Below are 26,149 nucleotides of genomic sequence, written 5' to 3'. Positions count from 1 at the left end.
GTCTATTGTAGATAAAAGACAAAAATCGGAGAACATCACCGTTCTCCCAAAAATCGTCACGGGAGATATTCAGGGTGGCCGCACCGTCCTTCATCGTTTTGTCGCCGGAAGACAATGTCGCCGTCGCATCCCTTGCCATCGAAGCCGGTGGCGATCTTCCCGGCGGTGTTCGTGCCAATGGCCGGATCGATCCCGGGCACAAGGTGGCGATCCGGCCGGTGCATATCGGCGAACCCGTCGTGAAATACGGCCAGGCCATCGGCCGGGCAACCGTGGAGATCGCCGCTGGCGACCATGTGCATTCGCACAATCTCGCCTTCGATCAGGACCGTCTTTCGATCGGCGCACCCGTGCCGCCCGAAGCGGCGAGCCAAGCTGACAAGGCCCGCACCTTCATGGGCTATCGCCGCGCTGATGGCCGGGCGGCAACGCGCAATTTCATCGGCATCATTGCCAGCGTCAACTGTTCCACCACCGTCTGTCGCGCGATCGCCGAGGAAGCCAACAAGACCATTTTGCCGCATTATGACGGCATCGACGGTTTCGTGCCGATCGTTCACGATCAGGGCTGCGGCATGAGTTCGACCGGCGACGGCATGCAGAACCTGCACCGGACGCTCGCCGGTTATACGCGACACGTCAATTTCGGTGGCGTGCTCATGGTCGGCCTTGGTTGCGAAGTCAACCAGCTGACGCTTTATGGCCAGAGCGGCGCGGGTGCCGGAAAACGCCACTTCAATATTCAGGATGCGGGCGGTTCGCGCCGTGCGGTTGCCCGCGCGCTTGGCGTGCTGAGTGAAATTGCGGCCGAGGTCGGCACTGCCAAACGCGTTGCCATTCCGGTCAGCGAAATCATCGTCGGCCTGCAATGTGGCGGCTCCGATGGTCTCTCAGGTATCACGGCCAATCCGGCACTCGGTGCCGCCGTCGATATTCTCGCCGGCGCCGGCGGCACGGCCATTCTTTCGGAAACCTCGGAAATCTACGGTGCCGAGCATTTGCTCCGCAGCCGTGCTGTGAACGAGGATGTGGCCAAGAAGCTCGACGGGCTGATCTCCTGGTGGGAAAATTACGTGGCGATGCACGGTGCTTCGCTGGACAACAATCCTTCGCCGGGAAACAAGCGCGGCGGCCTGACGACGATCCTTGAAAAGTCGCTCGGTGCCGTGGCCAAGGGTGGCCGTTCGCCGCTGACGGCTGTTTACAACTATGCCGAACGCGTCAAGGAACACGGCCTCGTGTTCATGGATACACCCGGCTACGATCCGGTTTCAGCCACGGGCCAGGTCGCCGGCGGCGCCAATGTTATCACCTTCACGACTGGCCGCGGCAGCTGCTTCGGTTCGCGCCCATGCCCGTCGATCAAGCTGACCAGCAACACGGCGCTCTACCAGTCGATGGAAGAGGACATGGACATCGATTGCGGCACGATCGCCACAGGCGATGCGACGATTGCCGGCAAGGCACGCGAAATCTTCGATCTGATCGTCGATACGGCCTCCGGCAAGAAAACCAAGAGCGAACTGTTCGGCTATGGCGACAATGAATTCGTACCCTGGCACCTGGGCGCGACACTCTGACGAAACGTGTCGCCAACCAGTTCTAGAAGAGGCGTCGAGGAGAAACTTTTGCTGCAGACCAGAAAAATAGGACGGACTGACCTGTCGGTCACGGAGTTCAGCTTCGGCACTGCCCCGCTCGGCGGCATGTACCGCGCCTGTCCGCGGGATGTGGCGATGGAAACGCTTGAGGCCGCATGGCAAACCGGCATTCGCTTCATCGATACGGCCCCCTGGTACGGTTTCGGCTTGGCCGAGCGGCGTGTCGGCGATTTCCTGCGCGACAAACCGACGGGAAGTTACGTTCTGTCGACCAAGGTTGGCCGGCTGCAGCGGCCGGTCGCCTACGACAAGGTTCCAAGCTACGGCTTCGTCAATCCGCTGCCCTTCGATACGGATTACGATTATTCCTATGACGGCATCATGCGTTCGGTCGAATTCAGCCATGCGCGTCTTGGTCTCAACCGCATCGATATTCTCTTTGTCCACGATATCGGCGTTTACACCCATGGGGCCGAGCGCAACGCGATCTACCTGCGCCAGCTTTTCGACGGCGGCCTGAAAGCGCTTGAAGAGCTGAAATCGAGCGGCGCCGTCGCCGCCTACGGTCTTGGCGTCAACGAAGTTCCGGTCTGCCTCGATGTCATGCGGGAAGCGGATCTCGACTGCATTCTCCTGGCTGGCCGCTACACGCTGCTGGACCGTACGGCGGAGGCCGAACTGTTGCCGCTTTGCGAGAAAAAGCAGACCTCGCTGGTGATTGGTGGGGTCTTCAACTCGGGTATTCTGGCAACAGGTCCTGTTGAAGGGGCGCATTTCGATTACATGCCGGCAACGCCGGATGTTCTGGAGAAAGTAACCGCCATGGAAACGATTGCCGCCACGCAGGGCTCGCCTCTTGCGCAGCCGGCCATCCAGTTCCCCTGCAGCATCCGCTGGTCGCATCGGTTCTTCTCGGCACCGCAAAACCGTCCAGCCTTCTGCGCAATATGGAACTGACCGACCGGCGTCTCACGCCGGAGGATTTCACGGCCTACGAAGCCCACACGCTTGTCGCGCCGGAACTTGGAATAGATGCTGTCCGGGTCTAGCTGGACGGAAAGGAAGACGAAATGCTGAAGGGTATCCACCCCTGCTCGGACCGGAATTGCTGCACGCGATCCGCACCATGGGCCATGGTGACGAGATCGTCATTGCCGACGCGAATTTCCCCGCCAGTACCATGGGGCCGACGGTCGTGCGCGCTGATGGCATTGGTGCGCCAAGCATTCTTGAAGCGATACTGGCGCATATGCCGCTTGATACCTTCGTGGACGAAGCCGCCTGGCGGATGGAGGTTGTCGGCGACCCGACGGCTGTGCCGGCGGTCTGCGTCAAGTTCCAGAGCCTCGTCAAAAAACTTGCCGGGGACTTCGAGGTCATGCCGATCGAGCGTTTTGCCTTCTACGAACGCGCGCGCAGTGCTGCTTACATCGTCGCGACCACGGAATTCCAACTCTACGGAAACATCATTCTGAAGAAGGGGTCGTTCGGCCCGGGGAACTCTTCACCGTTGATAGCGACTGAGGATTTCCAAATTGGACTGGACATTCCAAATTTATGAAATTCGGAACAGAAATATCATATTTTTGTTGCGTTTGAAATATCTCTGAACTAGCATCGGAATAGGGAGAAGTTTCCGCCTCCTACGGCTGACCTTTGTGGGAGGTTGTAATGCTGGTTGGAAAAGCAGTAATTTCAATGAGTTGAGAGTTTGCACCATCCGTCGAAAAGTCGTTTGATGTCGCTTGCATTTTCAAAAACACTAAGATAGCTTGCCTCTGTGCAATGTTTTTTATGGATAAAAGATCGAGCGGTTTACGTCTCGCTGCCCGGTCTGAGGAGAACTTAACGAGACGTTGTTGGAGGAGAACAACATGACAATGATGAAGAACATTCTGTCCCGCCGCGCATTCACCAGCCTCGCTGGCGCCGCGGTTTTGCAACCATGATGCCGATGACCTCGTTCGCGCAGGACGTCACCATCCCGATCATCGTCAAGGATACCACATCCTTCTACTGGCAGATCGTTCTGGCTGGCGCCCGGGCTGCCGGCAAGGATCTCGGTGTCAACGTACCGGAACTCGGCGCACAGTCGGAATCCGACATCAACGGCCAGATCAGCATTCTTGAAAACGCCGTTGCCGGCGCGCCTGCGGCCGTCGTCATCTCGCCGACGGAATTCAAGGCACTCGGCAAGCCCATCGATGAAGCCGCCAAGGCTGTTCCGATCATCGGTATCGACTCAGGGGCCGACTCGAAGGCTTTCACGTCGTTCCTGACCACCGACAACGTTCAGGGTGGCCGTATCGCCGCTGAAGGTCTCGCCGCTGCCATCAAGGAAGCCACAGGCAAGGAAGAGGGCGAAATCGCCATCATCACCAGCCTGCCGGGTGTCGGTTCGCTCGATCAGCGCCATGAAGGCTTCGTCGAGGTCATCGGTGCGAAATATCCGGGCCTGAAAATCGTTGCCGACAAGTATGCCGACGGCCAGGCGACAACCGGTCTCAACATGATGACCGACCTGATCACAGCAAATCCTAACCTCGTTGGCGTTTTTGCCTCCAACCTGATCATGGCGCAGGGCGTTGGCCAGGCGATCGCTGAAAACAAGCTCGGCGATAAGATCAAGGTCATCGGCTTCGACAGCGACGAAAAAACGGTTGGCTTCCTGAAGGAGGGCGTGCTTGCCGGCCTCGTCGTGCAGGATCCCTACCGTATGGGCTATGACGGCATCAAGACGGCTCTCGCTGCTTCCAAGAAGGAAAAGGTCGAGGCCAATGTTGATACCGGTGCAAACCTGGTGACCAAGGCCAATATGGCCGACCCGAAGATCGATGCCCTTCTGAACCCGAAGGTCAACTGATCCGTTTGAGCGGCAGGCCCCGGCTTCAAGACCGGGGCCTGCCGACGTCAATCCAGACGAATCGTCCTGCCTCATAGGGCTCGCGCCGCGTGAGGCAGGTTTTCGAATGTGGGGAGGGAGCCGTCATGACAGGACTTCACGACATCAGCCAGTTGCACACAGCGGGGCATCCTGTTGCCAAGGGGCAGCCGATCCTCGAATTGCGTGGACTGCAGAAGAAATACGGTGCCGTCGAGGCCTTGAAGCCGGCGAACATCACCTTTCTCTCCGGCGAAATCCACGCCATCGTCGGTGAAAACGGCGCCGGCAAATCCACTCTTATCAAGCTTCTGACAGGCGTGATCCGCCGAACATCCGGGGAAGTCTACTGGTGCGGCCAATCGGTGCAGCTTGCGACGCCGACCGAGGCCATTTCCCGCGGCATCAATGCCGTGCACCAGGAGGTCGTGCTTTGTCGTCACCTGACGGTCGCTGCCAATATGTTTCTTGGCGATGAGATGCAGGCCAAAGGTCTGATGCGCCAACGCGCCATGACCGACGCCGCGCAGGTGGTGCTCAACGATCTCGGCTTCAACCTGCCGGCGGCGGCTCTCCTCAGCGACCTGACGATTGGCCAGCAGCAGCTCGTTGCGACGGCGCGCGCGGCCATGCGCGGCACCCAGTTCCTGATTTTCGACGAGCCGACCGCCTATCTGACGCGACAGGAATCGGCGCAGCTTTTCCGGCTTATTCGCCGGCTTCAGAATGAAGGTGTGACGATCGTCTACATCAGCCACCGCATGGAAGAAGTCTTCGAACTGGCCGACCGTGTCTCGGTTCTGCGCGATGGAACCCATGTCGGAACGCGTCTGATCGGCGAGACCAACGATGCCGAGCTGATCTCAATGATGATCAATCGGACCATCGAGCAGATTTATCACAAGGAACACCTGCCGATCGGCGAGATGATTGTCGAAACGCGCGGACTGTCCGGTCCCGGCTTCGAGAATATTTCACTGTCGGTCAAGGCCGGCGAGATCGTCGGTCTCTACGGCCTGATCGGCGCCGGACGCAGCGAGTTCGCGCTCGGGCTTTACGGCCGCCAGCCCCTCAGCGCCGGCGAAATCTTCTGGCAGGGGAATAAAGTCACGATCGGCAACGAGCGCAAGGCGATGGATCTCGGCATTGCGTTGGCGCCGGAAAGCCGACGCGACCAGGGGCTTTGCCTGAACCTGCCGATCGGGTTGAACATCAACCTTCCGATTTTCGACCGGTTGACCAGTGGCCTGACCATCAACCGGCGCCGTGAAATCGAGAATGCTGACAAGCAGATCAGCGACCTGAAGATCAAGACGCCGACGCGGCGCGTGCTCGCGTCCGCCATGTCCGGCGGCAACCAGCAGAAGATCGTTATCGGCAAGTGGCTGAGCCATGGCGCCAAGCTGTTTATCTTCGACGAGCCGACCGTCGGCGTCGATGTCGGCACCAAGGCGGAAATCTACCGGTTGTTCGCGCGGCTTCTTGAGCAGGGCGCAGGCATTATCCTGATCTCGTCCTACCTTCCTGAAGTCTATGAGCTTTCGGACAGGCTGCATGTTTTCCGGCAGGGGAAGCTCGTGGCCAGCCATACCTATCGCAGCGCCTCGCATGAGGAAGTGCTGACGCAGGCGATCGGCGTCTGACGCGGGTGAACTGAAAAGACAAGATAAGAATGTGTGAGGGAGCAAAATCATGAGCGTAGAGACCACAACGGAATCCGCACCGGTGCCGAAGAAGGGCATGAACATCCTGTTCGGTCTGATCTTGCTCGGCCTCCTGCTGCTCCTCTGGTTGCTGCTCGGCATCTTTACGAACAGCTTCTGGACGCCGAACAACATCAGCAACCTGCTGCGTCAGGGCGCGATGACGGCGATCCTCGCCGTTGGCCAGACTTTCGTGATCATCACGGCCGGTATCGACCTGTCTGTGGGTGCTGTTGTCGGCTTCTCCAGCGTCACCATCGCCTGGCTGCTGCAGGCAGGCGTGCCGCTCTGGCCGGCCATGGCGCTGACCCTACTGGTGGGCGTCGCCATCGGCGCGTTTCATGCTTTCGGCATCGTGCGCATGGGTCTGCCGGCCTTCATCATCACGCTCGCAACGCTGACATCGCTGCGCGGCATTGGCCTTTTGATCACCAATGGATCGACCATCTCGATCAGCAATGATGGTTTCACCGATTTCTCTCGCGCTGATTTCCTTGGCGTTCCGAGCCTGTTCTGGATGGTCCTGGTTGTCGCGGTGCCGGCCTACATATTCCTGCATCTCAGCCGCTGGGGCCGCTATCTCTTCGCGGTCGGCTCCAACAGCGAGGCGGCGCGTCTGTCCGGCGTCAACGTCAACAGGACCATCTATCTCGCCTATATCCTGTCCTCGACCTGTGCGGCCTTCGTCGGCCTGCTCCTTGCCTCTCGCATCGGTATCGGCAATGCGACCCAGGCCGAAGGCTGGGAACTGCAGGCGATCGCCTCGTCCGTGATCGGCGGCACCAGCCTGTTTGGGGCGGTCGGCTCGGTGCATGGTCCCCTGATCGGGGCATTCATCCTGGCGACGATCAACAATGGCGCCAATCTTCTCAACGTCAATTCGTTCTGGCAGCGAATCATCACCGGCGCCCTGATCATCATCATCGTCTATGTCGATCAGTTGCGCCGCCGCGGTTCGCGCTGATCCTGCTTGGCTCTGGCACGGCATTCGCCGTGCCAATTTCTTCCCAAAGTGAAACTCGGACGACGCCATGAAAGCAGTTCTTTGCCCCGAACCCGGACGTCTGGAAATCGTCGAGCGAAAGGCTTTGCCGACGCCACCGGCAGGCTGGGTGCGGCTTGCCGTCAGCCATGTCGGCATCTGCGGCACCGACTATCATATATTCGAAGGCAAGCATCCGTTTCTGGAATATCCGCGGGTCATGGGCCACGAGATTTCCGCGACCGTACTCGAAGTCGGAGCCGGCGCGACGTTGGAGCCGGGAACGCCGGTCATCGTCAACCCTTATCTTTCGTGCGGGACCTGTGTCGCCTGCCGGCAGCGCAAGCCCAATTGCTGTACCGCCATCAAGGTTCTGGGCGTTCATACCGATGGCGCCTTCTGCGAGGAAATTCTTGTTCCTGAAACCAATCTCTATCCGGCCGGGGACCTGTCGCTCGAAGCGGCAGCGACGGTGGAATTCCTGGCGATCGGCGCCCATGCCGTACGGCGATCGCTGGCACCCGCCGGCAGCCGGGCGCTGGTTATCGGCGCCGGGCCGATCGGCCTGGGGACCGCAATCTTCTCGCGGATTGCCGGTCATGCCGTGACCCTGCTCGACGCAAGCGCCGAGCGACTGGGAATGGCCGGTGACCGGCTTGGATTCACGGGTGGCATCCTGGCGGGGAAAATGCGCTGCAGGCGGTCTTGTCGGCAACCGATGGCGAAGGTTTCGACGTGGTCTTCGATGCCACAGGTCACGGGGGTTCGATGGAGAAATCCTTCTCCTTCGTCGCCCATGGTGGTTGCCTCGTCTTCGTCAGCGTCGTCAAGGATGACATCCGCTTTTCCGACCCGGAATTCCACAAGCGTGAGATGATGCTGATCGGCAGCCGCAATGCCACGCGGATGGATTTCGAGCATGTCGCGGCTTCGATCCGTGCCGGACATGTCCCGATCGACAAGTTGATCACCCACCGCACCACGCTTGAGCGCGCTGTCGAAGACCTGCCGCGCTGGGCACATGAAAAATCCGGTCTGATCAAGGCGGTGATCAAGGTTTCGGCATGAAGCGGATCGACGCCCACCAGCACTATTGGACGCTTGGCCTTGGCCACAACAACTGGCCGACGCCGGATCTTTCGGCAATCTACGGGGATTTTACGCCTGCCGACCTTGCTCCGCATCTCAAGGCCTGCGGTGTAGTCCGCACCGTTCTCGTTCAGGCGGCGCCGAACATCGCCGAAACGATTTTCCTGCTGGACCTATCGGAAAAGGAAGACACCATTGCCGCCGTTGTTGGCTGGGTCGATATATGCGCACCTCACGCCGCCGAGGATCTCCGTCGGCTCGGCCAATATCCGAAATTCAGGGGTATCCGGCCGATGCTGCAGGGGATCGCGGATACGGCCTATATCCTGCAGCCTGCAGCGTTGGAGACTTTGCATCTTGTCGCCGAAATGGGCTTGCGTTTCGACGCGCTGATCCAGCCGCGTCATCTGCCGGTGATATCAGCCCTGGCCGATCATCTTCCCGCTTTGCCGATCGTTGTCGATCATGGAGCCAAGCCATTCATCGAAAAGGGCATAATCGAGCCTTGGCGCGCTGATATGGCGGCGTTGGCTGAGCGCTCCAATGTTTCGGTTAAGCTCTCGGGTCTTGTCACGGAGGCGGGTGAAAGCTGGTCGGTCGAATGCTTGAAGCCTTACGCCTCACATCTTCTGGAGGTTTTCGGCCCCGCGCGTGTGATGTTCGGCAGTGATTGGCCGGTCGTCGAACTCGCCTCTACCTACGAGCGCTGGATGGAAGCCGCAACTGCGCTTACCGCACATCTGGACGAGGAAGGAAGGCAGGCGGTGTTTCACGGGACGGCCGCTGCATTTTACGGGATTGCCGATTGAAGGACAAAACAGCCCGGAGCAAGCCACTTCACGATATATCAAGCCTTGTTCTGTAGGGTCCGGCAGGAGTGGTTGCTCAAATGGTCTGACGCCCTATTTATTGCGTTGCAATAGAAAAATGCTAGTGTCTTTGGCCGTTGTGGCGAGAAAACAAGAATGCAGGGTTGCGTCCGGTAGGGAGCGGCGTTGTCGTTTACGGTAACAAGGAGTGCGCTTCCGATGTTTTACCAGCTTTATGAGCTCAATCATGCAATGATGGCGCCCTGGCGGGCTGCGGCCGATGCCATGCGGCTCGCCTACAGCAATCCGCTTAATCCAATGTCGCATACCTATATGGGACGTGCAGCCGCTGCTGGCCTTGAGGTTTTCGAGCGCTCTACCCGGCGCTATGGCAAGCCGACCTTTGGCCTTCCGGAAGCTGTCATCGACGGTGTGCCGGTGGCCGTGACCGAAAAGATCGTCTGGCGCGAGCCGTTCTGCAATCTCATCCATTTCCAGCGCGCCCTGCCGAAGAGCCGCGCAGCCGATCCGAAAGTTCTGATCGTCGCGCCGATGTCGGGGCATTATGCGACGCTGCTGCGCGGCACGGTGGAAGCCATGCTGCCGAATTCCGATGTCTACATCACCGATTGGATCGACGCACGCAACGTGCCGCTCGCCGAAGGCACGTTCGATCTCGACGATTACATCGAATACATCATCAACCTCCTCCATTTCCTCGGACCTGACACCCATGTGATCGCGGTCTGCCAGCCGGCAGTGCCTGTTCTGGCTGCAGTTGCCGTCATGGAAGCCAATGATGATCCGCTGTCGCCGTCATCAATGACGCTGATGGGCGGCCCCATCGACACGCGCATCAATCCGACCGCGGTCAACAAGCTGGCGGAGCAGAAGCCGATCGAATGGTTTCGCGACAATGTCGTGATGCCGGTGCCGTTCCCGCTTCCGGGTTTCATGCGCCAGGTTTACCCGGGCTTCCTGCAACTCTCCGGCTTCATGTCGATGAACCTCGACCGCCATCTGACCGCGACCAAGGACTTTTTCGAGCATCTCGTCAAGAATGACGGGGACGCCGCCGAAAAGCACCGTGATTTCTACGATGAATATCTGGCGGTGATGGACCTGACGGCGGAGTTCTATCTGCAGACGGTGGATACCGTCTTCATCAGGCACGTCCTGCCGAAGGGCGAGATGATGCACCGGGGGCAGAAGGTCGATACGACAGCGATCCGCAAGGTGGCGTTGCTGACGGTTGAAGGCGAGAACGATGATATCTCCGGTGCCGGTCAGACGCAGGCCGCGCAAACGATCTGCACCAACATCCCGGACCATATGCGCATGCACTATGTGCAGCCGGATGTCGGCCACTACGGCGTCTTCAACGGATCGCGTTTCCGTCGCGAAATCGCCCCGCGAATCTCGGCCTTCCACCGGGACCACACCCGCAGCGCCAAACCGGTGCGACGTGTGATCAAGGGCGGAAAGTCCGCCTGAGGCTTTGGTCTGCAAGGATTTCTTCCAGTGTGATCAGGGACTTGATCGATTGGGATGGGAGAATATCTTGCAGAGGCGGCAACACCTTCCCACATCTTCGTTAGCGGGTCGCACAGGGCGGCCCACGATAAACGAGGACTTCCACAGATGAACCAATCCGCATTGATCCGTCCGGACTGGACGCCCGCGACCATTGCAATGATGGTGCTCGGTTTCGTGGTTTTCTGGCCGCTTGGCCTGGCCATGCTCGCCTATATCATCTTCGGCGAACGGCTGAAGACGTTCAAGAAGGATGCCAACGACACCGTCGATGGTGTATTTTCGTCCTTTAAGCGCGGCGGGCGTAACCGCTATCGCCCGTCCTTCGGTACCGGCAACGTTGCCTTCGACGACTGGCGCGATGCCGAACTGGCCCGTCTCGACGAGGAGCGCCGCAAACTGGACGAAATGCGCGAGCAGTTCGATTCCTATGTGCGTGAACTTCGCCGTGCCAAGGACCAGGACGATTTCGACCGCTTCATGCGCGAGCGCAATTCCGGCGGTTCCGGCTCTGTTCCGGGTTTCCCGGCCAATTGATCTGAAACCATCTGAAATGCCGGCCGGCGCCTTTCCAAAGGTGCCGGCCTTTTTACGTGCCTCATGCGCCTTTCATCCGAATCGGATATCACCGTCTGATGTTCTCGTTGCTCAGAAAACCCGCTCGCTCACCAAAGAAGCCGCCACCGCCGACGGTGCGCAGCATCGACGTCGCCGGCAAGATCCTGTCGCTGACGATCAAGCAGAATGCTCGGGCCACGCGCATGACGTTACGAATCGAGCCGGGTGGCCGGGCCCTGAAGATGACCATCCCCTCTGGCTTGGCTGAGCGCGAGGTGAACGCATTCCTCGACCGGCATCAGGGATGGCTGATGACCAAGCTTTCCCGTTTCTCCGGCGAAAGCACACTGGAGGATGGTGGCAGCATTCTTATTCGCGGCGTTGCGCATCGCATCGAGCGAACCGGCAAGCTGCGGGGGCTGACCGAAGCGATTACCGTAGATGAAGAGCAAATTTTAAAAGTCAGCGGGGCGGAAGAGCATCTCGGTCGGCGAATCGCCGATTTCCTGAAAAAGGAAGCCCGCAAGGATCTTGAACGGCTGGTTGCTATCCACGCACGAACGGTGGGTCGCAAGGTCAAATCCCTCAGCTTCAAGGACACCCGTAGCCGCTGGGGTTCGTGCTCGGCCGATGGCGCTCTGAGTTTCTCCTGGCGCATCGTCATGGCGCCTCCTAAGGTCATCGACTATCTCGCAGCCCATGAGGTCGCACATCTGCGCGAGATGAACCACGGCCCAGATTTCTGGGATCTTGCGCGGACCTGTGCCCGGCAACCGACGATGCCAAACGTTGGCTGAAGCGCAACGGCACGATGCTTCACGCCATCGATTTCGATTAAGGGCGCTTCGGGTTAGCGGCGATGCTGGCTGCCAAGCGCTTCCCTGATCTTTTCGTCCGTCTTGTACTGGCTGAGTGCATAGACCGACCAGATCGCCGCCGGAATCCAGCCGATCAATGTTACCTGCAGGATCAGGCAGATAATGCCCGCAAAAGGCCGGCCGATCGTGAAGAATTGCAGCCATGGCAGGAGCAGGGCAAGCACAAGGCGCATGTTGGTTCTCCGTTCGTTATGCTTGAACGGGATATGGTTCGTCTGGCGCCGGCTTACAATACATAGGGAATACGCACGCCAGGCGAACCGGCGTCGAAATCCTTCTTGTTCCGTGTGACCAGAAGCATGCCATTGACCTGCGCAGACGCCTCGATAATTGCATCCGGCAGCTTGATCCTTCGTTCCCGGCGCAGAACCACGGCGCGGGCGGCAATCTGGTCGTTCAGTTCAATCAACCGAAACCGGCCCAGAAATGCCTGTGTTGCCTGCTCGAATGGAGTGTCGGCGCCAACCATGACTTCCATCCAGGAAATCATGCTGATCGCCTTGTCTTCATAAAGTTGGATTTCGTCCCGCGCCTCGGTAATTCCGTTCAGGTAATCGATCAGGATATTGGTATCGAACAGGGCTTTCACCATTCGCTACGGATCTTTTCCTGATAGTTGAGCCCGTCGATCTTGCGATCCCCCACAACCCGAAGGCGTCGCCATTGTTGTCATTGGCGCGGCGGGATAAATAATCATCTATGGCAGCGCGGATGATAGCTGCCCGCGAACGGTTTTCCGTACGTGCAATCTCCTCCAGGGCTTTTATCTGTGGCTCGGCGATATCGATCAGCGTTTTCATGAAGCCTCGCTTGATATAATATATACATAGCATATATCATTGAAGGCATAACGCCGACAAGTCTCCGGGACCAATTGACGCCGCTTTTTGGCTCGACTCACACCGAATTTCATGTCACGTCGCTTTCCATGAAAACGGAAGTGAAGATTTGCGGTCTGAAGACTGCCGAAGCCGTGGACCGGGCTGTCACGCTCGGCGCCTCGCATGTGGGTTTCATCTTCTTCCCGAAAAGTCCGCGCAATATCGAACCTGATGATGCGGGACGCTTGGCCGAGCGAATCCGCGGAAAGGCGAAGATCGTCGCCGTGACCGTGGACGCCGACAATGACGATCTCGACGAAATCGTTTCGGCGCTCGCTCCCGATATGCTGCAGTTGCACGGCGAGGAAAGCCCGGAGCGCGTTCTGAACATCAAGGCGGTCTACGGACTGCCCGTCATCAAGGCACTTTCGATCCGCGATGCCGATGATCTGCGCCGGATCGATCCCTATATAGGCATCGCCGACAGGTTCCTGCTGGACGCCAAGCCACCCAAGGGGTCACAGCTTCCGGGCGGCAACGGGGTTTCCTTCGATTGGCGGCTGCTTGAAGCGCTTGACGACACCGTCGATTACATGCTTTCCGGTGGTTTGAGCGCGGACAATCTCGCCGAAGCACTGGCAATATCCGGAACAAAGGCCATAGATACGTCGTCAGGCGTCGAAAGTGCCCCGGGTGTGAAGGATCTGACGCGCATGGACGCGTTTTTCGATGCCGTCAGGCGGGCGGAAACTGTCCTTGAAAAGATGGCCTCGAAAAGAATGCAGTTGCAGGGAGAATGAAGTGAACGAGACGCCAAAACTGAATTCGTTCAAGGCCGGGCCGGATGAAGACGGACGCTTCGGCATTTTCGGCGGCCGGTTCGTTGCCGAGACCCTGATGCCGCTCATCCTCGATCTCGAGGAAAAGTGGAATATCGCCAAGACCGACGAGGCGTTCCAGGCCGAACTCCAGCATCTCAATACGCATTATACCGGTCGCCCGAGCCCGCTTTATTTCGCGGAACGGATGACGCAGGAACTGGGCGGCGCGAAAATCTACTTCAAGCGCGACGAACTCAATCATACCGGCTCGCACAAGATCAACAATTGCCTGGGCCAGATCCTTCTCGCCAAGCGCATGGGCAAGACCCGCATCATCGCCGAAACCGGCGCCGGCCAGCATGGTGTCGCATCGGCGACGGTTGCCGCCCGTTTCGGTCTTCCCTGCGTCGTTTACATGGGTGCCACCGATGTCGAGCGCCAGGCGCCGAACGTTTTCCGCATGAAGCTCCTCGGTGCCGAGGTCAAGCCGGTCACGGCCGGCCACGGCACGCTGAAGGACGCGATGAACGAGGCGCTGCGCGACTGGGTCACCAATGTCGATGACACCTACTACATGATCGGCACCGCCGCCGGCCCGCACCCCTATCCGGAAATGGTCCGCGACTTCCAGTCGGTCATCGGCCGGGAAGTGCGCGAGCAGATGATGGCCGCCGAAGGCCGTTTGCCGGACATGCTGATCGCCGCCGTTGGTGGCGGATCGAATGCCATCGGCCTGTTCCATCCTTTCCTCGACGATGACAGCGTCAAGATCGTCGGCGTCGAAGCCGGTGGCAAGGGGCTGGACGGTGAGGAACATTGCGCCTCGCTGACCGCCGGTTCGCCGGGCGTCCTGCACGGAAACCGTACCTACCTGCTGCAGGATGGCGACGGACAGATCAAGGAAGGCCATTCGATTTCCGCCGGCCTCGACTATCCTGGCATTGGCCCTGAACATTCTTGGCTGAAGGATGCCGGCCGCGTTGAATATGTGCCGATCATGGATCACGAGGCGCTCGAAGCCTTCAAGTTCCTGACCCGCCTCGAAGGCATCATTCCGGCACTTGAGCCAAGCCATGCCTTGGCAGAAGTGATGAAAAGGGCGCCGAAGATGGACAAGGACCAGATCATCGTGATGAATCTCTGCGGCCGCGGCGACAAGGATATCTTCACCGTCGGCAAGCTGCTTGGAATGGGACTGTAAGACGATGACCGCACGCATGGACAAACGTTTTGCCGATCTCGCCGCCGAAGGCCGGCCGGCGCTGGTCACCTATTTCATGGGCGGTGATCCGGATTTCGAAACCTCGCTGTCGATCATGAAAGCGCTGCCGTCGGCTGGTGCCGATGTCATCGAACTCGGCATGCCGTTTTCCGATCCGATGGCCGATGGTCCGGCAATCCAGCTGGCCGGCCAGCGTGCGCTGAAGGGCGGCCAGACGCTGGTCAAGACGCTTGAGCTTGCCCGACGGTTTCGTGCGGACGATCAGGATACACCGATCGTTTTGATGGGCTATTACAACCCCATCTACATCTATGGCGTTGATCGTTTCGTTGAGGACGCGCTAACCGCCGGTATCGATGGCCTGATCGTCGTCGATCTGCCGCCGGAAATGGATGATGAGCTTTGCATCCCGGCGCTGGAAAAAGGTCTCAACTTTATCCGCCTGGCAACACCGACGACCGATGACAAACGCCTGCCGAAGGTTTTGCAGAACACGTCGGGCTTCGTCTACTACGTATCGATGAACGGCATCACCGGTTCGGCTTTGCCGGATCCGTCGCTGGTGTCGGGCGCCGTCCAGCGGATCAAGGGCCACACGAAGCTGCCGGTCTGCGTCGGTTTCGGTGTCAAGACGCCGGAGCATGCACGAGCGATTGGCGCGTCTGCTGACGGTGTCGTCGTCGGCACGGCGATCATCAATCAGGTTGCATCAAGCCTGACCGAAGATGGACAGGCCACCGGTGCGACCGTGCCCGGTGTAGAAACGCTGGTGCGGGGCCTTTCGGCCGGCGTCCGCACCGCAAGACTTGCAGCGGCCGAATAATTGCCCACATTGTGGCGCAGACCCGACTGTGAATATTCAGGAGTTTCGATTTGAACTGGATCACAAACTACGTTCGCCCGAAGATCAACTCGATGCTGGGTCGTCGGGAAGTCGCCGAGAATCTGTGGATCAAATGCCCGGAAACCGGCGAAATGGTCTTTCACCGCGATCTCGAGGAGAACAAGTGGGTTATTCCAGCCTCCGGCTTCCACATGAAAATGCCGGCCAAGGCGCGGTTGAAGGACCTGTTCGATGACGGCGTCTATGAGGCCTTGGCCCAGCCGAAGGTGGCACAGGACCCGCTGAAATTCCGCGATTCCAAGAAATACACTGACCGCCTGCGCGACAGCCGCGTAAAGACGGATCTCGAAGACACGATCGTTGCCGGTGTCGGCCGCTGCCGCGGCGTCAAGCTCGTCGGCGTCGTGCATGAATTCAATTTCATGGGCGGCTCGCTTGGTATTGCTGCCGGCGAAGCGATCATCAAGGCCTTTGAGCGGGCAATCTCAGAAAAATGTCCGCTGGTGATTTTCCCGGCATCCGGGGGCGCCCGTATGCAGGAAGGCATCCTGTCGCTGATGCAGCTGCCGCGCACCACCGTTGCCGTGCAGATGCTGAAGGAAGCGGGCCTTCCCTATATTGTTGTCCTGACCAATCCGACCACTGGCGGCGTCACCGCCTCCTATGCCATGCTGGGCGACCTGCATCTGGCGGAGCCGGGTGCTGAAATCTGCTTTGCCGGCAAGCGCGTCATCGAACAGACGATTCGCGAAAAGCTGCCTGAAGGGTTCCAGACGTCGGAATACCTTCTGGAGCATGGTATGGTCGATATGGTGATCAAGCGGCACGATATTCCCGAAACGCTTGCCAGCGTATTGAAGATCCTGATGAAGAAGCCTGCCGAAGCCGTAAAGACCAATGGCGCGGCCGTTCCGGTCGCAGCACTTCCGATCGCGGCCAGCGCCTGATTTAACGGTCGGCCTCCGGGCAAGATTTGCCGCTATCGCCGCCTTTGCGTTCGTATCTGCGCAGAGGCGGTTTTACGTTAAGCTACTCGTGTGACGCCGGCGTCCGTGTTTGAGCCGCCGGTCGCCGGGATATCCGGGGAAAGACGATGACGGCAGTGAAAGTCAGCGAAGCGGCGCAGGAAATCGAGAAGCTTCTCGGTCTCCATCCCAAGGGGTTCGATCTCTCGCTGGACCGGATCACCCGGTTGCTCGCCACCCTCGGTAATCCGCAGGACCGTCTGCCTCCGGTCATCCATGTCGCCGGCACCAACGGCAAGGGCTCGGTAACGGCCTTTTCGCGCGCCATGCTCGAGGCGGCGGGCCTGAGCGTCCATGTGCATACCTCGCCGCATCTGGTCAACTGGCATGAACGCTACCGGCTGGGCGTCAAGGACGGACGGGGCGAGCTGGTCGCCGATGCCGTGCTGGCCGATGCCGTCCGGCGCGTGGCAGATGCCAATGGCGGACAGAAGATCACGGTTTTTGAAATTCTTTCGGCGGTCACATTCCTGCTGTTTGCGGAGAACCCCGCCGACGTCGCCATTCTCGAGGTCGGCCTCGGCGGTCGGTTCGATGCCACCAACGTCATTGCGAAGCCGGCCGTCTCGGTGATCATGCCGATCTCGCTCGATCATCAGGCCTATCTCGGCGACCGGGTGGAACTGATTGCGGCGGAAAAGGCCGGTATCATGAAGCGCGGCTGCGCCGTGGTGATCGGCTATCAGGAAGAGGATGCGGCACGCGAAGTGCTGATATCGACCGCAGATCGCCTCGGCTGTCCCTATACGGTGTACGGCCAGGACTTCATGGCCCATGAAGAATTCGGGCGGCTGATCTATCAGGACGAATTCAGCCTTTCCGATCTTCCTTTGCCGCGGCTTGTCGGTCGCCATCAATATGCCAATGCAGCTGCAGCCATCCGCGCGGTCAAGGCGGCCGGTTTCGATGTACCTGACCGCGCCATCGAGCAGGGGCTGCAATCGGTGGAATGGCCGGGCCGCATGCAGCGGCTGACGCTCGGAAACCTAGCGGAAATCGCGCCTCCCGGCGCGGAAATCTGGGTCGATGGCGGGCACAATCCCGGCGCCGGCCAGGTGATCGCCGAAACCATGGCGAATTTCGAGGAACGCGATCCGCGTCCCCTGTTCCTGATCATCGGCATGATCAATACCAAGGATCCAGTCGGTTACTTCAATGCTTTCAAGGGACTGGCGGAACAGGTCTTCACCGTGCCGATCCGCGGCTCCGATGCTGGCATCGATCCGGTTGCGCTGGCGGATGATGCAGCGTCCGCAGGTTTTGAGTCCGGCGCCGTCTCAGGCGTTTCGGAAGCACTGGCAGCCATCCGTGAGATGTTCGAAAACGACCTGGTTTCGCCGCGAATCCTCATCGGCGGTTCGCTCTATCTTGTCGGTGACGTTTTGGCCGACAATGGAACGCCGCCGAAATAACCGGCACAAAAAAGCCCGGGCAAGCCGGGCCTTCGGAATCCATGTGGGAAACGATCAGGCAGCTGCTGTGGAGATCCACGATGTCAGTGCTGTCTTCGGCGCTGCACCGACCTTGATGTCAGCCACTTCACCGGCCTTGAACATTGCCAGCGTCGGGATCGAGCGCACGCCGTACTGGGCGGCGATTTCCGGGTTCTCGTCGATGTTGACTTTGACGACCTTGACCTTGCCGGCCATCTCGTTGGAGATTTCCTCGAGGCTCGGTCCGATCATCTTGCACGGACCACACCATTCGGCCCAGAAGTCCACGACCACAGGCTCGGCAGAATTCAGGACTTCGGCCTGAAAATTGGATGTATCGACTTTTACGGTAGCCATAGGCTGCTCCTTGGTTTCGAATTTTGGCGGTTCCGAATTCGGTATTCGGGAAACGGTTGCCCATGATGTGAGGCGCCGGCCCCTGGTTTTCAATATGGGGTATCTCACTTTGTCGCGAGCTCTTCAAGGCTGCTGTCGAGCATTGCCTCCGGCAAGGCCAGAACATGCGGCCCTTCGGTATAGATCAGCACGCAGCGGAAAGCGTGATCCGGATAAAGCGGCCGCAGCAGTGCCCGGTAGATCGCCAGCTGCGCCTTGTAGGTGAAGGGCACGGCGTCTGCCGTTTCCGGCACGTCCCTGTTGGTCTTGAAATCGGCGATTACGACGGTCTTTCCCGTCACCGCCAGCCTGTCGATCCGCCCCGACACGGCATAATCGCGTCGTCCAAGCTTCAAGGTGCCCATCAGGGCGACTTCGGCGCGGGCCTGCTCGGTAAAGAGATCGGTCAGATCCGGATGATCCAGCACGCCGAAAACAGACGCGATCAGTGATTGCCGCTCTTCCAGTGACCAGGTTGGAACGGAGCGTTCCAGATAGCGCTCGGCGGCGGCCAGGCGATCGTCCGGCGGGATCGATGGCAGCATCTGCAGAAAACGGTGCTGGATCGAACCGCGCAGCAGCGATAGGTGCGGAGCGGCCTTGGGCGAAAACAGGGCCGATCTGATGGCCAGATCCGCAGCGTCATCATCGATGATGACGCCGGCACCGGAAGGGCTCAAGGGGCGCGGCAGATGCCTTTGCGGTGGCAGGACTTGCGACAAGGCCGGCGGCAGGGGCTTGCGCTCGGCCGTTGTTTCCCGCTCGCTACGGACCGCGACCCCAGATCGCTGGGGGCCGCCCGATACGCGCCAGACATGGCCGGACCATTGCTGCTCGGCCACTTCGAAGAGCTGCGGCGTGCAGCGTCCCTTGGTGTCGGTCGAGAGGCTTGTCGTGACCATTGCATGCCATGTATCCGAATTCTGTAGCTTGCCGCGATAGCCGCAGACGATCAGCCGGTCAGCCGCTCGCGTCATGCCGACATAGAGCAGACGGCGATATTCCTCTTCGGCTGCGGTTTTCAATCTTTCGGTATCAAGGTCCGTGATTGAATTGGAGGCGGCACCGGGCGGGCGCCAGATCGGTAGCTTGACAGGAGACATGAAATCCTTGCCGCTCTCCATCAGGCGCAAGCCGGAGACATGCTGGGGCTTAAATGCCTTGCTGCCGCCATCGACCAGAAACACCACCGGCGCCTCCAGCCCTTTGGCCGCATGCACGGTCATGATTCTCACCTCGTTGCGCTCCTTGTCCTGCTCACGCTTGACGGTCGGTGCCTCCATTTCGAGGCCGGAAATGAAGGCCTGCAGGCCGGGCAGGCCGTTTTTCTCGTGATCGAGCGCAAAGGTCAGGAATTCGTCGAGGATATCGCTGACTTCGCTGCCGAGCCGCCCGAGAAACGCCGCCCGCCCGCCGGCAGGCCCCAGAATGCGCGCATAGAAATCATGGACGGGCAGTTGTCTTGCGAGCTTCGCATAGGTCGAAAGCAGCCGTTCCGTCCCGTGCCAGGGGCTTGCCTCATCCGCAGCCACGGTCTGCAGCCGCGACCAGAGACCCTCGGTCGGCCCCCGTCGCGCCGCCAGATCGAAAAGCGCCTCTTCGCTGTGATTGAAGAGCGGGCTTTTCAACAACGCTGCCAGCGACAGGTCGTCCTGCGGAAGCAGGACGAAGCGGCCCAGCGCCATCAGGTCCTGGATGGCGATATGGCTGGTGAGAACGAGCCGGTCGGCGCCGGCAACCGGAATATTGCCCCGTCTCTTCAGAGCCCGCGTCAGTGCATTGACGAAGGCATCGCGCTTGCGCACCAGAACGATGATGTCGCCGGGCTGCATCGGCCGCGCGACGCCCTTTTCCACCACGTTCTCGCGAGCGATCCATTCGGCAAGAACAGCCGCGATCCGCTGGGCCAGAATGTTGACCGGCGCGCTTTCCGGTGTTGCGTCGAAGGCGGCCGTCCATTCGTCTTCCTGGATGGTCTTGGCGGGCGCGATTTCGTCCCAGACCTCGACGATGCCCGGATGCCCGATGCGGTTCGAGGCATGCACCACCGCCTCGTTGCGGGCACTCAAACCCCGCGCGTGGGCCGGATGTTCAAAGACGGTATCGACGGCCGAAAGCACGTCCTCGGTGGAGCGGAACGACAGTTGCAGACGGATGGCGCTGAACAGCCGCTCGCCGGCCCGCACCCGCCGTTCCGTTTCGATGCTCTCGTTGGAGAAGCGCTCGGGTCGGGCACCTTGGAATGAATAGATCGATTGTTTTTCGTCACCCACGGCAAACATGGTGCGGTTGTCGCCGCGGGCCGTTTCGCCAGAAAAGAAATCCTCCGTCAACGACTGGATGATCGTCCATTGAACGGGGCTCGTATCCTGCGCTTCGTCGACGAGAATATGATCGATGCCCTGGTCGAGCTTGTAGTGGATCCACGGGCTGACATCGCCACGCGACAGAAGCGTCGCCGTCCGGTTGATCAGGTCGTCGAAATCGAGCTGGCTGCGGCTCTTCTTGATGTCCTCATAGTCCCGGTTCAAGCGATCGGCGAGCACCAGCGCCGCCAGCGTCGCCTCGAACATGCGCAGGAGATTGAGCCGATCGCTCAATGCTAGCATCTGATCGCGAGCGGCGATCACAAGGGTTTCCAAGTCTGGCGCACCCTTGCGCATCGGCACGGAAAAGAAACTTGATTCTGCCTTCGGCTTGCCTTGACCGTCGTCGTTGAAAAAAGCGCTGCGAAGAGCCGCGTAACGCTGAAGAGAATTCGCCGTTCGACTGGCGAGCCGCAGACTTTCGGCCACGGCCGCGACCTTTGCGCCGGCGCCAAGACCCAGCGAAATGTAACGTTCCAGCGCCGCACCGTTCAGCCCGTCAAGCGGCCAAGCCGAAGCTATGATGGTCTCCGCCGTCTCGTCTGGATTGAGGCCAAGGCCTGAGCGAAGCGCTGCCTGCGTGCCGCCCCTGGTTTCGGCATGGTCGAGGAACGCCTGGATGGCGGTGTGATTGGCAATGATTGCCGACAGCAGCTTTTCCAGCCCCGTATCGTCGGCCAGTTCCAGCACAGTGGCGAAGGCCTCGGTCAGTTCGATATCGTCTTCGCTGGCGGTTGCCGTCAAAAGCGCGCGCCGGGCATCGGCAAGCAGCGTCGCGGAGGCCCGGTCGTCGAGAACCGAGAAATGCCCGGCGACATTGGCCTCCAGCGGAAACTGGTGCAAAAGCGCTTCGCAGAAGGCGTGAATGGTTTGGATCTTCAGGCCACCCGGTGTTTCGAGGGCTCGGCAAACAGGCGGCGCGCCTCCTGCAGCTTGAAAAGCGAAGGCGGTTCGCCCTCGATCTCTCGGATCCGTGCCTCCAGCGCGGCATCGTCAAGCGTCACCCATTCCGCCAGCCGCTCGAAGACGCGGTTCGACATTTCGGACGCAGCCGCCTTGGTATAGGTGAGGCAGAGAATGGCGGAGGGCCGGCATCCAGCAAGCAACAGTCGGATGACGCGCTGCGTTAGCACATGCGTCTTGCCGGAGCCGGCATTGGCTGAGACCCAGGCGGAGCGAGAAGGATCCGAAGCCAGCGATTGTTTCGCCGAGGTCCAATCGAGCCAGCCCTGCGGCGAGGGTTCAGCCGGGCCGAAATCATCATGCCTCATCGCTGTCATCCTCGCTGTCGGCGGTGGTCCACTCGGCGACGCGGGCGAGATGGTCGTACTCGCCGCCATAGTCGCGTTCCTTCTGGACGATCAGGCGGGAGGCAAATCCGTGTTTCCTGCTCATAAGCGCCGTAAGCAGGCCCGTCAGTTCCTTCAGGGATTCTTCCGCCAGCTGGTCGGCGGATTTGTTCTGCACATTGGCGCGCGCCTTGGCATGCTCGTTGTTCACCTCTTCGGACGAAAAACGTTCGCCGGGTTTCAGCCTGACATAAAGCAGCGATTGCGGATGCCGCTTGCCGACGACTGAAAAGTTGCCGGCCTTGACCGCTGCGGCCTCCAGCGCCAGCTGCGGATCGAGCAGAGCTCGCGCTTCCTTGAGCGATGGATTGGAGCCGGTCTTGTAATCGATGAGGGAAACCGAACCGTCGCCGAGAACATCGATGCGGTCGGCGACACCGGTCAGGCGGATGCCCCCAATGCCGAGCTCCATGCTGGCCGGAACCTCGGTATAGGATTTGCTGATAGCCCCTTTGCGCTCCGCCTCCCATTGGATGAAGGCCTTTCCGACCGCGGCGAAGCGCGGACGCCAGACGACGTCGATATGGGGTGGCAGCATTTCGGCATCGAAGACTTCGTTCAGAATCCGGCTCATCTCCTCGTTTGCCGTGGGCGCGGCAGGATCAAAGCCGCCGCGGACAAACCGATCAACGATGCGGTGATAAAGCGTGCCGCGCTCCGAGGCACCTGGATCGCGATTGAACGGATCCACCGGCTGCAGGCGCAGGATGCGCCGCGCATAGATGGCATAGGGATCGCGGCGAAGCTGGCTCACTTCGCTGAAAGAATATTTGCGCGGCTGGAATTCCGGCTCGGGTTTCGGTTGTGGCCGTTCCGCCAGAGGCTGGAACCCGTCCTTGTCGAGCATGCCGGCCCAGGAAACATAGTCCCGACCATTGTCACGCAGTCCTTCCGCAAAACTCTTGCCGCCGACCGCCAGCAGCCGTTGCAGCCAGCGCGACGCAACCGTCGGCGTCGCCCCTTGCGCATGGCGCGGGTGAAGATCAGCTTGCGGGTGCCGCAGGCCATTTGCAGGTCGTGCGCCAGCTGACCAATGCGCCGCTCCGGCGGTTCCAGCCCGATGGCAGTCTTCATGGTGCGGGAGAGGAAGGGATCGTTTGCCGTCTGTCCCGGCCATGTGCCTTCGTTCATACCACCGAGAACAACGAGATCGACGCTCTGCAGGCGGGATTCCAGTGCGCCGAAAATGAACACGCGGGGATGCCGCATCGAGCGCGGTTTGATCGCCTCGCTCGCCGACAGCGCCTCCATGATGTCGCTCCATTGCGGCCCGTCGGCGGTCATCTGGCCATCGGTCTCGATGATGGTGCGCAGCAGCGTCGCCAGCGCATCGCCGGCTTCGCCAGACCAGAGCCCGGCCAGGCTTGAATTTTCGTCCGTGGTGACCGCTTCCAACGCCTGCCCGGTTTTCGTCGCCCACTCGGCGAGCGTCAGGGAAGCGGTGAGGCCGCGCCCGCTCGGCTGGCGGCGCACCAGCGTTCCAGCCAACGGCTCGACGGCAGCGGCGATCCGGATGGCGAGGCCCCGGCTGGCGACAATGGCCTCCTCGTCGAGGCCGGCGCGCCATTCCGGGCGATGGCGGTCATCGACCTGCCGGGCAAGCGCCTGGTCGAGAAGCGCTTCGAGATCGGAAATATCGACCATGGCCGTGCCGCCGCGAAGGGCGAGCAGTTCCAGAGTATCGGTAGACTTCCGTACCTGATCGGCGGGCAGACCAAACCGCGCCAGCGGATGTTTCAGAAGCGCGGTGACGGCGACCGGATCGCCGGGGCGCAAGGTTGCCTCCAGCAAAAGGCGCAGCAGCGTCCCGGCCGGCGTCGAGGAGAGCGGCGTACCGGCCGAATCGTCCGCCTCGATGCCAAACCGTGTCAGTTCGGCCGCAACCCGGCGTGCGAGATCGCGATCCGGTGTGATCAGCGCCGCCTGGCTTTCATCATTGTCCTGGAGTGCCAACCGCAGGGCGATCGCGATGGCGGTCGCCTCCTCCCGTTCATTGGCGGTTTCGATCAAGGCCACATCCCGGAAGGCGTCATCCCTGCGGACTGTATCGACATCGGCGCGCAGGCCCGGCCAGCCGCTCGTCGCCTGAACCGGCAGCAGCGCCTGGGACAGCAGAATGGCCCGGTAGGCGAGGTCAGGCTCGGCCGGCGCAAGTGCCGGGATGTCGCTGCGCGCGATCCCCATGCGCTTGAGCAGGCGGAAGAAACCATATTGCGGGTGGCTGCGGCTGGCCGGGCCGGGCTTCCCGGAGACCGTCTCGCCGTCCGAGGCGATCATCGGCCATTCCGCATCGCTCATGGTTTCGTCCAGGCCGGGCAGGACGATGGTACCGTTTTCAAGCTTCTGGACCGCTGCGATCAGGTCTGCCGTTGCTGGAATGGAACCTGTCGAGCCGGCAATGATGATCGGTCCGGTAACCTTGCCGGCGGCGATCCGCTGGACTTCGGCCTGCAAGATGGCATTGCGGTGCCGCGCAGGCGAGGATTGCTTCAGTTCCTCCAATCGTGCCGGCCAGTAGGTGCGGGCGATCTTCAGAAATTCCAGCGTCAGTGTCCACCAGAGCGCATGATCTGCGGCCTCGATCGTATCGAGCGCCTCCCAATCCAGCTCCTCGGTTTCCATCGCATCGATCAGTTCGGCGAGATTTTTCGCAAGCCAGATCGCATCCGCAGGGCTCGCCGGCGCGATCAGCGGGCTTTCGGCGTGGATGTCGAGCACGATCTTGGGCAATTGGTTGCGCCAGGCGAGCACCAGCCGACCGAGCTCGATCAGCCGCGATGTGCCGGGCAGCGGCGGGCTGAGATCGAGGATGGCTGGGACTTCGGCATCGAAGAAACCGCTGTCGTCATCGGTTTCGCCCAGCGCCCGGATCATCGGCAGGATCGCCGAACGGCCGCCGAGATAATCCACCAGTTCCGAGCGCAGCACGCGGGCGGAGCGCCGTGTCGGCACGAAGATCGTCACGCCGGCCAGCGACAGTGGATCGGCCGGGTCATAGCGGAAACCGGGGACGAGCTTGCCCTGACACAAGCTCTTGACCAAGGTCTTCAGGAAAGGCAACCCGGCCGGGATCGTGAAGACATTGGTTGCGGTGTCCGCCATTCAGCCGGCCTTTGCCTGGAACCGGGCGATCGTCTCTTCCGCATCGCCGATCGCCTCGGGCGTTCCGACCGTCAGCCAGTGTCCTTCGAGGACGATGGCGAAGAGCCGGCCTTTTTCGATAGCCCGGTCGAAATAAATATTGAGATTAAAGGCGTCTTCGGGTGCATCGGCGAGAAGGCCGGACTGCATGGCGATGGCGCCGGCATAGACCACCGGGTTCGGAAGGCCCTCGGCGTAGCGGGTCAGCCGGCCGTCGTCAGCCAGCGAGAAGTCCTTCTTGCCGTTGTGGCCGGTGGTGTCCTCCAGCCGGACGCAAAGCAGCGCCATATCCATCGTGTCGGCATCGAAAAAGCCGGCGAGGCGCTGCAGGTTCGTCGGTTTTCCCGGCGTTTCGCCGATCCAGAACAGGTCGGCATTCATCACCAGCACCGGTCCATCTGGCAGCAGCTTCAGGCCTTTTGCGAGGCCCCCGCCGGAGTTCATCAGCCCGTCGCGCTCATCCGAGAAGAGAATGTTCGGGCTGGTCCGTTTGGCAAGATGCGCTTCCACGCGGTCGGCGAAATGATGCACGTTGACGACGGCCGTTTTTACCCCCGCCCCAGCCAGAAGGTCGAGCACAGTATCGATCATCGGGGCGCCGGCCACGCGCACCAGAGGCTTCGGCATGGTATCGGTGATCGGGCGCAGGCGGGTACCCAGCCCTGCGGCCAGCACCATGGCATTCGTAATCGGCATA

Annotated in this window: 17 protein-coding genes and 6 pseudogenes; 16 read left to right on the top strand and 7 right to left on the bottom strand. The window is 60.4% G+C overall.

Features of this window, described 5'->3' with window-relative positions; genetic code table 11:
* The first annotated feature begins 74 nt into the window (after positions 1 to 74).
* The 11 genes and pseudogenes from P6U16_RS11540 (at position 75) to P6U16_RS11490 (ending at position 11,994) form a co-directional block, all read left to right on the top strand.
* A complete protein-coding gene (locus tag P6U16_RS11540) occupies positions 75 to 1,580 on the top strand; it encodes an altronate dehydratase family protein (protein WP_277700717.1) in 1,506 nt (501 codons plus the stop codon).
* 51 nt (positions 1,581 to 1,631) lie between these two features.
* Positions 1,632 to 2,650: pseudogene (locus P6U16_RS11535) on the top strand (aldo/keto reductase).
* Between the two features lie 77 nt (positions 2,651 to 2,727).
* A complete protein-coding gene (locus tag P6U16_RS11530) occupies positions 2,728 to 3,162 on the top strand; it encodes an RbsD/FucU domain-containing protein (protein ID WP_277703826.1) in 435 nt (144 codons plus the stop codon).
* A 313-nt stretch (positions 3,163 to 3,475) separates the two neighbouring features.
* Positions 3,476 to 4,464, top strand: a pseudogene (locus tag P6U16_RS11525) (ABC transporter substrate-binding protein).
* Positions 4,465 to 4,589: 125 nt separating this feature from the next.
* The gene (locus tag P6U16_RS11520) at positions 4,590 to 6,125 is read left to right on the top strand and encodes a sugar ABC transporter ATP-binding protein (protein WP_277700716.1); all 1,536 of its coding nucleotides are present in this window, start codon (positions 4,590 to 4,592) and stop codon (positions 6,123 to 6,125) included.
* A gap of 49 nt (positions 6,126 to 6,174) precedes the next feature.
* Positions 6,175 to 7,149, top strand: coding sequence for an ABC transporter permease (locus tag P6U16_RS11515; RefSeq protein ID WP_277700715.1), 975 nt, complete (start codon positions 6,175 to 6,177; stop codon positions 7,147 to 7,149).
* 67 nt (positions 7,150 to 7,216) lie between these two features.
* Positions 7,217 to 8,235: pseudogene (locus P6U16_RS11510) on the top strand (zinc-binding alcohol dehydrogenase family protein).
* Positions 8,232 to 9,065 carry an amidohydrolase family protein gene (locus P6U16_RS11505; protein ID WP_277700714.1) on the top strand — a complete coding sequence of 278 codons (834 nt, stop codon included), beginning with the start codon at positions 8,232 to 8,234 and terminating at the stop codon, positions 9,063 to 9,065. The pseudogene P6U16_RS11510 and the gene P6U16_RS11505 overlap by 4 nt, the downstream one beginning before the upstream one ends.
* Before the next feature lie 219 nt (positions 9,066 to 9,284).
* On the top strand, positions 9,285 to 10,559 hold the full coding sequence (gene phaZ / locus P6U16_RS11500) for a polyhydroxyalkanoate depolymerase (protein WP_277700713.1): 1,275 nt from the start codon (positions 9,285 to 9,287) through the stop codon (positions 10,557 to 10,559).
* A gap of 147 nt (positions 10,560 to 10,706) precedes the next feature.
* Positions 10,707 to 11,135: a DUF2852 domain-containing protein gene (locus tag P6U16_RS11495; RefSeq protein WP_277700712.1), complete on the top strand. Its 429-nt coding sequence runs from the start codon at positions 10,707 to 10,709 to the stop codon at positions 11,133 to 11,135.
* 98 nt (positions 11,136 to 11,233) lie between these two features.
* Positions 11,234 to 11,994, top strand: a pseudogene (locus tag P6U16_RS11490) (M48 family metallopeptidase).
* A 12-nt stretch (positions 11,995 to 12,006) separates the two neighbouring features.
* Here P6U16_RS11490 and P6U16_RS11485 read toward each other — a convergent pair.
* From P6U16_RS11485 to P6U16_RS11475, 3 genes are read right to left on the bottom strand one after another with little or no spacing between them, the layout of a single operon-like run.
* A complete protein-coding gene (locus P6U16_RS11485; RefSeq protein WP_277700711.1) occupies positions 12,007 to 12,207 on the bottom strand; it encodes a YqaE/Pmp3 family membrane protein in 201 nt (66 codons plus the stop codon).
* 53 nt (positions 12,208 to 12,260) lie between these two features.
* Positions 12,261 to 12,626, bottom strand: coding sequence for a type II toxin-antitoxin system VapC family toxin (locus P6U16_RS11480; RefSeq protein WP_277700710.1), 366 nt, complete (start codon positions 12,624 to 12,626; stop codon positions 12,261 to 12,263).
* Positions 12,541 to 12,834, bottom strand: a complete 294-nt coding sequence (locus P6U16_RS11475) for a ribbon-helix-helix protein, CopG family (protein WP_277700709.1) — start codon at positions 12,832 to 12,834, stop codon at positions 12,541 to 12,543. Before P6U16_RS11475 ends, P6U16_RS11480 begins: the two co-directional genes overlap by 86 nt.
* A 128-nt stretch (positions 12,835 to 12,962) precedes the next feature.
* Here P6U16_RS11475 and P6U16_RS11470 point away from each other — a divergent pair, with 128 nt between their 5' ends.
* The 5 genes from P6U16_RS11470 to P6U16_RS11450 all read left to right on the top strand — a co-directional run bounded on the left by P6U16_RS11470 (position 12,963) and on the right by P6U16_RS11450 (position 18,179).
* Positions 12,963 to 13,655 carry a phosphoribosylanthranilate isomerase gene (locus P6U16_RS11470; RefSeq protein ID WP_277700708.1) on the top strand — a complete coding sequence of 231 codons (693 nt, stop codon included), beginning with the start codon at positions 12,963 to 12,965 and terminating at the stop codon, positions 13,653 to 13,655.
* A gap of 1 nt (position 13,656) precedes the next feature.
* Positions 13,657 to 14,877, top strand: a complete 1,221-nt coding sequence (gene trpB / locus P6U16_RS11465; RefSeq protein ID WP_277700707.1) for a tryptophan synthase subunit beta — start codon at positions 13,657 to 13,659, stop codon at positions 14,875 to 14,877.
* A gap of 4 nt (positions 14,878 to 14,881) precedes the next feature.
* Positions 14,882 to 15,721: a tryptophan synthase subunit alpha gene (trpA, locus tag P6U16_RS11460; RefSeq protein WP_277700706.1), complete on the top strand. Its 840-nt coding sequence runs from the start codon at positions 14,882 to 14,884 to the stop codon at positions 15,719 to 15,721.
* Between the two features lie 50 nt (positions 15,722 to 15,771).
* Entirely contained in the window at positions 15,772 to 16,689 is a 918-nt protein-coding gene (gene accD, locus P6U16_RS11455) for an acetyl-CoA carboxylase, carboxyltransferase subunit beta (RefSeq protein WP_277700705.1), read from the top strand.
* Positions 16,690 to 16,835: 146 nt separating this feature from the next.
* Positions 16,836 to 18,179: a folylpolyglutamate synthase/dihydrofolate synthase family protein gene (locus P6U16_RS11450; RefSeq protein ID WP_277700704.1), complete on the top strand. Its 1,344-nt coding sequence runs from the start codon at positions 16,836 to 16,838 to the stop codon at positions 18,177 to 18,179.
* Positions 18,180 to 18,233: 54 nt separating this feature from the next.
* Here P6U16_RS11450 and trxA read toward each other — a convergent pair whose 3' ends face one another.
* The 4 genes and pseudogenes from trxA to P6U16_RS11430 form a co-directional block, all read right to left on the bottom strand.
* Positions 18,234 to 18,602 (bottom strand): thioredoxin, encoded by a 369-nt coding sequence (trxA, locus tag P6U16_RS11445; protein ID WP_277703825.1) that lies wholly within the window; start codon positions 18,600 to 18,602, stop codon positions 18,234 to 18,236.
* A gap of 59 nt (positions 18,603 to 18,661) precedes the next feature.
* Positions 18,662 to 22,233, bottom strand: a pseudogene (gene addA, locus P6U16_RS11440) (double-strand break repair helicase AddA).
* A pseudogene (gene addB / locus P6U16_RS11435) lies at positions 22,223 to 25,413 on the bottom strand (double-strand break repair protein AddB). Before addB ends, addA begins: the two co-directional pseudogenes overlap by 11 nt.
* The gene (locus P6U16_RS11430; protein ID WP_277700703.1) at positions 25,414 to 26,148 is read right to left on the bottom strand and encodes a nucleotidyltransferase family protein; all 735 of its coding nucleotides are present in this window, start codon (positions 26,146 to 26,148) and stop codon (positions 25,414 to 25,416) included.
* Position 26,149: the final 1 nt, after the last annotated feature.

The sequence above is a fragment of the Rhizobium sp. 32-5/1 genome (assembly GCF_029537235.1).
Classification (GTDB): Bacteria; Pseudomonadota; Alphaproteobacteria; order Rhizobiales; family Rhizobiaceae; genus Pararhizobium.
The sequence above is the reverse complement of the archived record's forward strand: the minus strand, read 5'-3'. Positions and strand labels throughout refer to the sequence as shown.